General features: G+C 62.9%; 11 protein-coding genes and 1 riboswitch. Of the genes, 2 read left to right on the top strand and 9 right to left on the bottom strand.

The genetic code is table 11. The annotated features are described in order from the left end of the window. Positions 1 to 174: 174 nt before the first annotated feature. From J3361_RS27525 to cobO, 6 genes are read right to left on the bottom strand one after another with little or no spacing between them, the layout of a single operon-like run. A complete protein-coding gene (locus tag J3361_RS27525; protein ID WP_207967189.1) occupies positions 175 to 1,626 on the bottom strand; it encodes a cobyric acid synthase in 1,452 nt (483 codons plus the stop codon). Next, on the bottom strand, positions 1,623 to 2,615 hold the full coding sequence (cobD, locus tag J3361_RS27520; RefSeq protein ID WP_207967188.1) for a threonine-phosphate decarboxylase CobD: 993 nt from the start codon (positions 2,613 to 2,615) through the stop codon (positions 1,623 to 1,625). The genes J3361_RS27525 and cobD overlap by 4 nt, the downstream gene beginning before the upstream one ends. Further along, positions 2,608 to 3,516, bottom strand: a complete 909-nt coding sequence (gene cbiB / locus J3361_RS27515) for an adenosylcobinamide-phosphate synthase CbiB (protein ID WP_207967187.1) — start codon at positions 3,514 to 3,516, stop codon at positions 2,608 to 2,610. Before cbiB ends, cobD begins: the two co-directional genes overlap by 8 nt. Next, positions 3,513 to 4,163: a 5,6-dimethylbenzimidazole synthase gene (gene bluB / locus J3361_RS27510; protein ID WP_207967186.1), complete on the bottom strand. Its 651-nt coding sequence runs from the start codon at positions 4,161 to 4,163 to the stop codon at positions 3,513 to 3,515. The genes cbiB and bluB overlap by 4 nt, the downstream gene beginning before the upstream one ends. Next, positions 4,160 to 5,557, bottom strand: a complete 1,398-nt coding sequence (locus tag J3361_RS27505; RefSeq protein ID WP_207967202.1) for a cobyrinate a,c-diamide synthase — start codon at positions 5,555 to 5,557, stop codon at positions 4,160 to 4,162. The genes bluB and J3361_RS27505 overlap by 4 nt, the downstream gene beginning before the upstream one ends. Positions 5,558 to 5,568: 11 nt before the next feature. Continuing rightward, positions 5,569 to 6,180 (bottom strand): cob(I)yrinic acid a,c-diamide adenosyltransferase, encoded by a 612-nt coding sequence (gene cobO / locus J3361_RS27500; RefSeq protein ID WP_207967201.1) that lies wholly within the window; start codon positions 6,178 to 6,180, stop codon positions 5,569 to 5,571. A 95-nt stretch (positions 6,181 to 6,275) separates the two neighbouring features. After that, positions 6,276 to 6,486, bottom strand: a riboswitch (cobalamin riboswitch). A 159-nt stretch (positions 6,487 to 6,645) separates the two neighbouring features. On the opposite strand from cobO, the gene J3361_RS27495 reads away from it, so the two are divergent. Then, complete coding sequence (locus J3361_RS27495) at positions 6,646 to 7,230, top strand: hypothetical protein (protein ID WP_207967185.1); 585 nt, start codon at positions 6,646 to 6,648, stop codon at positions 7,228 to 7,230. 259 nt (positions 7,231 to 7,489) lie between these two features. Next, a complete protein-coding gene (locus J3361_RS27490; RefSeq protein WP_207967184.1) occupies positions 7,490 to 8,806 on the top strand; it encodes a sorbosone dehydrogenase family protein in 1,317 nt (438 codons plus the stop codon). A 124-nt stretch (positions 8,807 to 8,930) separates the two neighbouring features. Here the strand turns inward: J3361_RS27490 and J3361_RS27485 are convergent, their stop codons facing one another. From J3361_RS27485 to J3361_RS27475, 3 genes are all read right to left on the bottom strand, one after another. Further along, positions 8,931 to 9,467 (bottom strand): C40 family peptidase, encoded by a 537-nt coding sequence (locus tag J3361_RS27485; RefSeq protein ID WP_207967183.1) that lies wholly within the window; start codon positions 9,465 to 9,467, stop codon positions 8,931 to 8,933. A gap of 165 nt (positions 9,468 to 9,632) precedes the next feature. Further along, complete coding sequence (locus tag J3361_RS27480; RefSeq protein ID WP_135846748.1) at positions 9,633 to 10,259, bottom strand: NlpC/P60 family protein; 627 nt, start codon at positions 10,257 to 10,259, stop codon at positions 9,633 to 9,635. Between the two features lie 108 nt (positions 10,260 to 10,367). Then, positions 10,368 to 10,613: hypothetical protein (locus J3361_RS27475; RefSeq protein ID WP_207967182.1), on the bottom strand; the 246-nt coding region annotated here is incomplete at its 5' end.

Raw genomic sequence — 10,613 nt, 5'->3', positions numbered from 1 at the left:
CCCACAGAGCCCACACCGGATCTGCTGCATACACCAATCCCCTGTGGGAGCGGGCTTGCTCGCGATGAGGCCAGCCCAGCCACCGCAAATCCCACAGAGCCCACACCGGATCTGCTGCATACACCAATCCCCTGTGGGAGCGGGCTTGCTCGCGAAGGGGTCGGTACAGGCCCCTCAAATCCCACAGAGTTCACGCAACACCCCAGTATCCAGATGCCGCTCCACCAGGTCCGCCAGCCGCTCGATGTCCCGCTCGCGCAACCCGTGGTAATCCACCGTTTGCACATCCTGCAACCCCGCCCAACGCAACAACGCACTGCTGGCCTCGGGCGACTCGAACAACCCATGCAGGTAGGTGCCGAACACCTGCCCATCGAGACTCTGGGCACCGTCGCAACGACCGTCCTCCAGATGCACCGCCGCGTTTTCCAGGGCCGGGCCTGTGGTCACACCCGCATGGATCTCGTAGCCGCTGACCTGCGCCGCTTCCAACGCCAGTCGCCCGCGCACATTGCGCAAGTGCTTCTCGTGTTCCAGGGTCGTTTCAAAGTCCAGCAGGCCCAGCCCGGCACTGGAACCGGCCGCGCCTTCCAACCCCAGCGGGTCGTGGACCTGCTGGCCGAGCATCTGCAAACCGCCGCAAATCCCTAGCAACTTACCGCCGTAGCGCAGGTGACGATGGATCGCCGCCTCCCAACCGTTGGCGCGCAGGTAGGCCAGGTCGCTGCGCACGCTTTTCGAGCCGGGCAGGATGATCAGATCCGCCGGCGGGATGGGCTGGCCGGGACCGATGAATTGCAGGTCGACCTGCGGGTGCAGGCGCAGCGGATCGAAATCGGTGTGGTTGCTGATGCGCGGCAGTACCGGCACCACCACCTTGAGCACTTGTTCAGCCTTGTCGATCTGGCGCTGATCGAGCCCATCCTCGGCCTCCAGATGCAGGTCCATCACGTACGGCAGCACGCCGATCACCGGTTTGCCGGTGCGCGCCTCCAGCCAGTCCAGGCCCGGTTGCAGCAAGGCGATGTCACCACGAAAACGGTTGATGATGAAACCCTTGACCCGAGCCTGTTCGCTGGGGGAAAGCAATTCCAGCGTGCCGACCAGATGGGCGAACACCCCGCCGCGATTGATATCAGCGATCAGCAGCACCGGGCAGTCCACCGCTTCGGCAAAACCCATGTTGGCGATGTCGCCGGCACGCAGGTTGATCTCGGCCGGCGAGCCGGCACCTTCCACCATTACCACTGGATAGGCCGTACTCAAGCGCGCATGGGAAGCCAGCACGGCTTGCATCGCGATGGCTTTGTAGTCGTGATAAGCCACGGCGTTCATGGTGGTGACGGCGCGGCCGTGGATGATGACCTGGGCGCCGGTGTCGCTGTTGGGCTTGAGCAGCACCGGGTTCATGTCGGTGTGCGGTTCGAGCCCGGCGGCCTGGGCCTGCACCGCCTGGGCCCGACCGATTTCGCCGCCGTCAGCCGTCACGGCGCTGTTAAGGGCCATGTTCTGCGGCTTGAACGGCACCACCTGCACACCCTGGCGCCTGACCCAGCGGCACAAGGCCGTGACCAGAGTACTTTTGCCGGCATCGGACGTGGTGCCTTGCACCATCACTGTGGTCATGGGTTGTCCTTGGCGTAGGCCTCGAAGGCCTGTTCGAGGCGCAGGAATTCAGCGTCGTCGGCCGGCAGCCCGAAACGCAGGCTGCTGGTGTTCAAGAACAGGCGCAGGAGAATGCCGCGCTGGGCCATGAAGTCGTGAAGCCCCTGGGCGTACTCCGTGACCAGCCATTGGAACAACCCGCAGCCGCCCTGAGGTTTGAAGCCGTGACGTTCGAGCAGCAGCGCCAGGCGTTGGCTGGTGGCTTCGCAGCGTTGACGCTGGTCTGCGTGAGCGTCGGTATCCAGCAAGCAGGCCTGGCCCAACACCCGGGTCGGCCCGCTGACCACCCACGGTCCGACCTGTTCGGCAAGCAACTTGAGCAAGCGCCGCTCGGCCAGGACAAAGCCCAGGCGCACCCCGGCCAAGCCAAAGAACTTGCCGAACGAACGCAGCACGATCAATCCGACCAGATGGGTATGCGCCGCCAGGCTCAGCGCCGGCGTGACGTCCATGAACGCTTCATCCACCACCAGCCAGCCACCGCGCTGGGCCAGGCGGGCATGCCAGTCCAGCAAACGCTCGGGCGCCAGGCTCAGGCCCGTGGGGTTGTTCGGATTGACCACCACCAGCACGTCGAGGCTGTCGAGGAAGAAATCCACTTCCGCTTCCAATACTTCGCGCACGATATAGCCGCTGCGGCGCCAGGCCTCGGCGTGCTCGGCGTAACACGGCGACAGGACACCGACCTTGCCGCTGCGACGCAGGCGCGGCAACAGCTGGATGGCCATCTGCGAACCGGCCACCGGCAGTACGTCCAACGCACCGTAGTAATCGCAGGCGGCCTGCTCCAAACCGTCATCGGTTTCCGGTAGCCGCGCCCAAGCCCGCGGGGGAATTGCCGGGACGTCGAACGGCCAAGGCGCGAGGCCGCTGGACAAGTCGAGCCAATCCGCCTCGGCAATGCCGTATTGCCGGACCGCGTTGCGCAAGCGCCCACCGTGCTCAAGCATAAAACTCAGCTCCCAGGCAGAGAATCAGCAACCACAACCATACCCCGCGCTGGACCAATTGCCAGCCGCGATCAATGGAATCGGCACTCGCCGGCACGCCTTCGCCCAAGGGCGGACGCTGGTGCAGTTCGCCGTGGTAAACCGCCGCCCCGCCCAACTCGACACCCAGCGCTCCGGCCCCGGCGGCCATCACTGGTCCGGCGTTGGGGCTGTCCCAGGTCGGGCCCTGGGTGCGCCAGCACTTGAGCGCCAGGCGGGTTTTGCCGAGCAGCGCGTAGGTCAATGCCACCAGGCGCGCCGGAATGTAGTTGAGCCCATCATCGATTTTTGCCGCCGCCCAACCGAAGCGCTCGAAGCGTTCATTGCGATAACCCCACATGGCGTCGAGGGTATTGCTCAAGCGGTACAGCACCACACCGGGCGCGCCGGCCACCGCAAACCAGAACAACGCGGCGAACACCGCGTCGCTGCCGTTTTCCAGCACCGATTCGGTGGCGGCGCGGGCCACGGCGGTTTCATCCAGTTCAGCCGTCTCGCGACTGACCAGGTAACCGACACGCTTGCGTGCCTCGTCCAGATCACCGCTGCGCAACGCCCGCGCCACCGGCTCGACATGTTCACCGAGGCTGCGCAGGCCGAGGGCACAGTACAACGCCAGAATCTCCACCAGCCAGCCCACCATCGGCGCCCACGACAAGGCCGTGGCGAGCAGGGTCAGCGGCACCACCGCGATGACCCACGCCGTCACGCCGTGGCTGCGCCAACCACGTCCGCCTGAGTTGAAACGTTGTTCGATGCGATCGGCAAAACCGCCGAACGCCACCAGCGGGTGCCAGCGCCGGGGCTCGCCCAACAGCGCATCCAGCGCCACCGCGGCGGCACTGAGCAAGGCCACACTCATGGGCTCACTCCCCAACGGTTTTCATACAGCAGTTCATGGAGCGGACGCGGTTGCGCCCACCCTTCCAGGGCGAGCATCGGCGCTGGATAAAAACCCTCGACCGGGCCCAGGCAAAGAATCGCCAGCGGCTTGGCCCCGGCGGGCAGGCCCAGCAGGTCGGCCAGGGCCTGGGGCTCGAACAACGAAACCCAGCCCATCCCCAACCCTTCGGCACGGGAGGCCAGCCACAGGTTCTGGATCGCGCAGGACAGCGAGGCCAGGTCCATTTCCGGCAAGGTCCGGCGGCCGAAGATGTGGCGCTCGCGATCCTCCATCAACGCCGCGACCAGGACTTCGGCGCAGTCGTCGATGCCTTCGACCTTGAGCTTCATGAATTCATCGCTGCGCTCGCCCAGGGCCTCGGCGGTGCGAATGCGTTCCTGCTCCACCAGTTCGCGGATCTGCCCACGCAAGGCGCGGTCGCTGATGCGGATGAACCGCCACGGTTGCATCAGGCCGACACTGGGGGCCTGGTGCGCGGCTTCCAGCAGGCGGCGCAGCAGCGCTGGCTCCACCGTGCCGCCGCTGAAATGACGCATGTCGCGGCGCTCGGCGATGGCGCGGTAGACGGCGTCGCGTTCGGCCTGGGAAAAAGTGGTGTTTGTCATGGCCTCTTCGCGAGCAGGCTCGCTCCCACAGTGACAGGCGCTGTACTTGAGATCACACAATCCCCTGTGGGAGCGAGCCTGCTCACGAAGGCGGCCTCAAGGTCAGGCGCAAACAACGCCGCAATCGCCCGCGGATTGGACGGGAAATAAAAATGCACATAGGAAGCCGTCATCCGTCCCTGTCGGAACACCGCCTCCGCCCCTCGCCCGCCATTCGGGCTATGGCCACGTGCAATCGGCTCGAGCTCGGTGCTGGTCAGGGAGTGATGGTAGGTGTGCCCACGCAGGTTGCCCTCCGGCAAATCCACCGACTGCAGCGCCAAGGCCGCCAAGCGCTTTTGCATCTGCGCATCGCCGGCCAGCAAACCCAGCAACTCGGCGCGCACGCCTTCGACATCGGTCAAGGAATCGAGCAGATACAACATGCCGCCGCATTCGGCGAGCAACGGTTTACCGGCGCCATGGTGCGCACGGATCGCGGTCAGCATCGGGGTATTCCGAGACAGCGCAACGTGGTGCAGTTCCGGATAACCGCCAGGCAAATAAAGGCTGTCCGCCTCGGGCAGTTCGCTGTCATGGATCGGCGAAAAGAAGCGCAACTGCGCGCCCATGGCCCGCAGCAGATCAAGGCTTGCGCCATAGGTGAAGGCAAACGCTTCGTCACGGGCCACGGCGATGCGTACCCCATCGAGCCACCGCTCAACGGCGACCACCTCGGGCGCGTCGAACGCCACGGCGGGCGGCAGCGCCACTTCGCAACTGCCGGCCAGGGCATCGGCGGCCGCGTCGAGGCGCGCGTCCAAGTCGTTCAACTCGCTGGCCTGGACCAAGCCGAGATGACGACTAGGCAATTCGATGCCGGTTTCCCGGGACAGCGCGCCGTACCAGCGCAGGCCTTCGGTCAGGCTGCCTTCAAGCAATTGCGCGTGGCGCAAGGTGCCGACCCGGTTGGCCAAGACCCCGGCGAACGGCAGGTCCGGTTGATAACGGGCCAGGCCCAAGGCCAGGGCACCGAAGGTCTGGGCCATGGCCGTGCCATCGATCACCGCCAGCACCGGCACGCCAAAATGCCGCGCCAGGTCGGCGCTGGACGGGGTGCCGTCGAACAGCCCCATGACCCCTTCGATGAGGATCAGGTCCGCTTCAGCAGCGGCTTCCCACAACAGTCGGCGACTTTCCTGCTCGCCGACCATCCACATGTCCAGTTGATAGACCGGCGCGCCGCTGGCCCGCTCCAGGATCATCGGGTCGAGAAAGTCCGGGCCGCATTTGAACACGCGCACCTTGCGTCCCTGGTTGCGATGCAAGCGGGCCAGCGCTGCGGTGACGGTGGTCTTGCCTTGGCCCGAGGCCGGCGCTGCGATCAGCACCGCCGGACAATGGCGGCGGGTCATGGCGGGATCGTTCACAGTTCGACGCCTTTCTGCGCCTTGATGCCGGCCTGGAACGCGTGCTTGATCATGCCCATTTCAGTCACGGTGTCGGCCAGCTCGATCATCTCCGGCTTGGCGCCGCGGCCGGTCACCACCACATGCTGCATCGGCGGACGGGCTTGCAGATCGCTCAGCACCTGGTCGAGGTCGAGGTAGCCGTGCTTGAGGGCAATATTGAGTTCGTCGAGCACCACCAGGCCAATGGCCGGATCGCTGAGTAACTGTCGCGATACGGCCCAGGCCGCTTCGGCGGCGGCGATATCACGCTGGCGGTCCTGGGTTTCCCAAGTGAAACCTTCACCCATGACATGAAAGCGCACCTGCTCCGGGAAGCGCCGGAAGAACAGCTCTTCACCGGTGCTGTTGCGGCCCTTGATGAACTGCACCACGCCGCACTGCATGCCGTGGCCCATGGCCCGGGCCAGCATGCCAAACGCAGAACTGCTCTTGCCCTTGCCGTTACCGGTCAGCACCAGCAGCAAGCCGCATTCGTTCGGCGAGTTGGCGATGCGCTCGTCGATCACGGCTTTCTTGCGCAGCATGCGCGCCAGGTGGCGTTCGTCGCGATCAGACGTATCGGTGATGAGGGAGTCGGTCATGGGGAAGCCTCCGCTGGGGATTGGATAACGGCGGGCGGGCACAAAAAAAGACGGCAACAAGCCTGGCATCGCCCACCGTGATGCCGTTGGATGGATCAGGCCGGTCTCCGGGCTCATGAGCGGCGTGGTGCCTGGCTGCGCGCCTTCCCATGTCATACGACACAGTGGCCTGTACGCAGCGTTGACTCATTTACCGTTGCGGGGGCAGCGCCGGGTTCGTGTGCACTCACCGGCTTCCCTGTTTCACTCTGTCGAACGCGGTCACAGAGCACCTGAAACAAGCGGCGAAGGTTAGAGGGTTGGGGGTGGAGCGTCAATTAAAGCCGCCATGGCTTCTGCACGGAACATTGGCCCGGATCAATAAAGTGACGTCAATCTTGTGCCACGCTACGGCAAGTGATATCAAATAGGCATCACGACCCGATATCACAAGAACAAGAGGGCAAAAACATGCAAGGCATGCTCATCAGCAATCCAAAGCTGGAATTCCTGCGCCCGCTGCTGGAACGCTGGTTTGATTGTATTGACCGCTACAACGCTGTGCGCGGCGATAACGACACGCCCTACTGGTTCGATGAACGGGCCAACCTCGGCTTGCTGTCGGCCGCCGCCTGGATGGCCGAGATGGTCACCCTGCAAAACGCCCCGACCCGCAAGCAGAACGAAGAAGGCGAACGTAACGTCAGCGCCGACCTGTTCATCGCCAGCACCGAGGAGCGGGCCTTCATTCAGGCCACCCAACGCTGGCCCAAGGTCAACAACCTGAACCTGACCCAACCGCTGCTCGAAGCCACCAGCGATGCCAAGCGCATCAGCTACGCCAGCGACCTGAAGCTGGGCTGCCTGTTCGTCTCGCCACAAAAAGCCCAGCAAAGCGCCACGCCCGAAGAACTGCAGGACATGATCGACGACCTGCAGAAGGAAAACACCTGCGCCGTGGCCTGGTACTTCCCTTACGCCTATCGCAAATTGCGTAACGAAGGCGGGCAGTACCATCCTGGTATCGCGGTGTTGTTCAAGCAGGCTCATGGCTGAGTCATTGCGCAGCTTCGGCAGACATAAAACTCATATATACCCAGCTCTCCTGTGGGAGCGAGCCTGCTCGCGAAGAGGCCTGCACATCCAACATCTTCGTCGGCTGTGGCAACGCTATCGCGAGCAGGCTCGCTCCCACACTGGATTTTCAGCAGATATGACATCCATAGACCCCTGGCTGACTGACCTACCCACAGTTGAACCATCGCGCGTCTACGCTCCTCTATGAATAACCACATGCATTCATAGGGAAGCCAGCATGCTCAAGCCACCTCATCTTCTGATCGTCGCCCTTGCCGCCGGGCTTGTCGCTTGTGGCGAGTCTTCCACCCTGCAAGTCTCCGACGGCACCGGCCCTGCGCCAAAACTGCCTGAACCGAACAAGACCCTGATCCCCACCGTCAACATCGCCGAAGCCATCGGCTGGCCGCAAGGCGCCAAGCCGACCCCGGCCCAAGGCCTGCAAGTGGGCGCCTTCGCGGAAGAGCTAGACCATCCGCGCTGGCTCTATGTGTTGCCCAATGGCGATGTGCTGGTGGCCGAAACCAATGCCCCGCCCAAGCCGGACGACTCCAAGGGCATCCGTGGCTGGGTGATGAAAAAGGTCATGGGTCGCGCCGGTGCCGGGGTACCCAGCCCCAATCGCATCACACTGTTGCGCGACGCCAACCACGACGGCATCGCCGAGACCCGCACGGTGTTCCTGGAAAACCTCAACTCGCCGTTCGGCATGACCCTGGTCGGCAATGACCTGTACGTGGCCGATACCGACCGATTGATCCGCTTCCCCTATAAAGAAGGTGATACGCAAATCAAGGCACAGCCGACCAAGGTCGTCGATCTGCCCGGGGGCACGCTCAACCACCACTGGACCAAGAACGTGATCGCCAGCCGCGACGGCAGCAAGCTGTACGTCACCACCGGGTCGAACAGCAACGTCGGGGAAAATGGCATGGAAGCCGAGGAAGGTCGCGCCGCCATTTGGGAAGTGGACCGTGCCAGCGGCAATCACCGAATCTTCGCCTCAGGCCTGCGCAACCCCAACGGCCTGGCTTGGGAACCACGCAGTGGTGCGCTCTGGACGGCGGTGAACGAGCGGGATGAGATCGGCAGCGACCTGGTGCCGGACTACATCACCTCGGTCAAGGACGGCGCGTTTTATGGCTGGCCCTATAGCTATTACGGGCAGAACGTCGATGCCCGGGTCGAACCACAGAACCCTGCCCTCGTGGCGAAGGCCATCGCCCCAGACTACGCCGTCGGCCCGCACACGGCATCATTGGGACTGACCTTCGCCGAGGGCAGCACCCTGCCCGCCCCGTTTACCGAAGGGGCGTTCATCGGCCAGCACGGCTCCTGGAACCGCAAGCCCCACAGTGGTTATAAAGTGATTTTCGTACCGTTCAACGGCGGCAAACCGGTGGGGCAACCGGTGGATGTGCTGACCGGCTTCTTGAACGCCGATGAAAAAGCCCAAGGCCGGCCAGTGGGCGTGGTGATCGACAAGCAGGGTGGGTTGTTGGTGGCGGATGATGTGGGGAACAAGATTTGGCGGGTGTCGAAAAAACAGGGCTGAAACCGATCCCCGTGGCGAGGGAGCTTGCTCCCGCTCGGTTGCGTAGCAACCGCTAAAAGCTTGGGGCTGCTGCGCAACCCAGCGGGAGCAAGCTCCCTCGCCACAAGAGCGCTCAACTCAATCGTCAGGGATTGCGCGCCAGGTGCTCCGGTTGCAGCACACGCTTGGCACCCAGATAGGCCTTTTGCCAATAAGCCTTGGACAGGCTGTCGAGCTTGACCGTGCCACCCGTAGCCGGCGCGTGGACGAAACGCCCCTCACCGACATAGATTCCGGCATGGCTGACCTGGGAGCCGCCGTTGGTGGCGAAGAACACCAAATCACCGCTCTGCAACGCGTCCTTACCCACTTCTGGCGCCCGCATGCTGATCATTTCCCGCGTGGACCGTGGCAGGGCAATACCGGCGGCGTCGCGGTACACATAACCGATCAAGCCACTGCAATCGAAGCCCGAATCCGGCGTGTTGCCGCCCCAACGATAAGGCGTGCCCACCAGGCCCAGCGCCCGGAACAGTACGTCTTCGGCGGCAGGGGAAAAGGATTGCGTGGGAGCAAAGACCACCGGGGCCCGCACGACAGGTGCTGGCGGCGGGGTACGGCTGGCGCACGCACTGAGCAGCGCGGCAAGAAACATGAGAGCGAGGCGGGCCGACGTCGACATATGCAGAACAATCCTGATCTGGATGCGGCTTTTCTGCCGTGGACATGAAAACAAATCCGCCTGCGGAGTACGCAGGCGGATTGCCATCAATCAATGATCAAGGATTCTAGCGGCTATATGGCAAACTTCAAGTAAGACTTTAAGTTTGCCTTACAAACTGTGGGCTTACTTGCGAGCCGTGATCACAGTCGGTGCCATGGCGAGGGCACGCTTGGCTTCGATGAAGGTCTTGTTCCAGTAGCTGTCGCCCAGGCTGTCGATTCGCACGCCACCGCTGCGGCGGCTGCTGGAATGGATGAACTGGTTGTCGCCCAGGTAGATACCGGCATGGCTGACGCGACCGCGACGACCGTTGGTGCTGAAGAACAGCAGGTCACCGGGCTCCAGTTGGTTGCGCGCTACCAGTGGGGCATTCACGTTGATCATTTCGCGAGTGGAGCGCGGCAGGTTCATGCCGGCCTCTTCACGGAACAGATAACCGATAAAACCGCTGCAATCGAAGCCGGCCTCAGAGGTCCCACCAAAACGGTAACGGGTACCAATCAACGACATGCCACGTTCCAGGATACTGTCAGCCAGTACTGGAAGCTGGTAAGGCTTGCTGCCGGCGAAGGCTGCGAGTTCTTTGTCGGAGGCCATTTCTTCCTGGAACGCAACGGAGGAAGACTGGGCGGTAACGGAGTTCTGGACCTGCGGTTGGGGCGCTTGCTGGGACACTGGGGAGTGGGCAGCGCAGCCGAACAACAGGGTAACGAGTGCGAGAGGCACGAGGGGTGCAAAGCGATTTAGCATGGGCACGACCGTGGCTGAAGTAGTAAAGATGGCGAGACTATGCCTTCTATCAACCTCATTTGCAAATTCAATCGATGCAAATGTGACTTCTCGGTTTTACGTTTACATCTAAGCGCTTGAGCCCATTTTGAACTGTGGCGAGGGAGCTTGCTCCCGCTGGGCTGCGCAGCGGCCCTTTTTTTTGTGAGCGCTTCGCCAATCGGGGGGCAACTTCCCCGCCACAAAAAGAGTCCTATAAAAATCTTTCAGCCCTCGAGAAGCCCAAGAAAAACGTGTGGTATCTTTTTGTCTTAAAATAAAAAAAAAATCTATCTGTTTTTTATACCTCCCTTCCCACCAAACCTCTGCTCTCCT

Origin of the sequence: Pseudomonas sp. OA65 (assembly GCF_017498305.1) — a bacterium.
Taxonomy (GTDB): Bacteria; Pseudomonadota; Gammaproteobacteria; order Pseudomonadales; family Pseudomonadaceae; genus Aquipseudomonas; species Aquipseudomonas zanjanensis.
This window is presented reverse-complemented; position numbering and strand designations above follow the sequence as displayed.

Excerpts from the sequence above, each read along its gene's own strand:
- J3361_RS27525 (WP_207967189.1), bottom strand. The coding sequence starts at position 1,626 with ATGACCACAGTGATGGTGCAAGGCACCACGTCCGATGCCGGCAAAAGT.
- cobD (WP_207967188.1), bottom strand. The coding sequence starts at position 2,615 with ATGCTTGAGCACGGTGGGCGCTTGCGCAACGCGGTCCGGCAATACGGC.
- cbiB (WP_207967187.1), bottom strand. The coding sequence starts at position 3,516 with ATGAGTGTGGCCTTGCTCAGTGCCGCCGCGGTGGCGCTGGATGCGCTG.
- bluB (WP_207967186.1), bottom strand. The coding sequence starts at position 4,163 with ATGACAAACACCACTTTTTCCCAGGCCGAACGCGACGCCGTCTACCGC.
- J3361_RS27505 (WP_207967202.1), bottom strand. The coding sequence starts at position 5,557 with ATGACCCGCCGCCATTGTCCGGCGGTGCTGATCGCAGCGCCGGCCTCG.
- J3361_RS27495 (WP_207967185.1), top strand. The coding sequence starts at position 6,646 with ATGCAAGGCATGCTCATCAGCAATCCAAAGCTGGAATTCCTGCGCCCG.
- J3361_RS27490 (WP_207967184.1), top strand. The coding sequence starts at position 7,490 with ATGCTCAAGCCACCTCATCTTCTGATCGTCGCCCTTGCCGCCGGGCTT.
- J3361_RS27485 (WP_207967183.1), bottom strand. The coding sequence starts at position 9,467 with ATGTCGACGTCGGCCCGCCTCGCTCTCATGTTTCTTGCCGCGCTGCTC.
- J3361_RS27480 (WP_135846748.1), bottom strand. The coding sequence starts at position 10,259 with ATGCTAAATCGCTTTGCACCCCTCGTGCCTCTCGCACTCGTTACCCTG.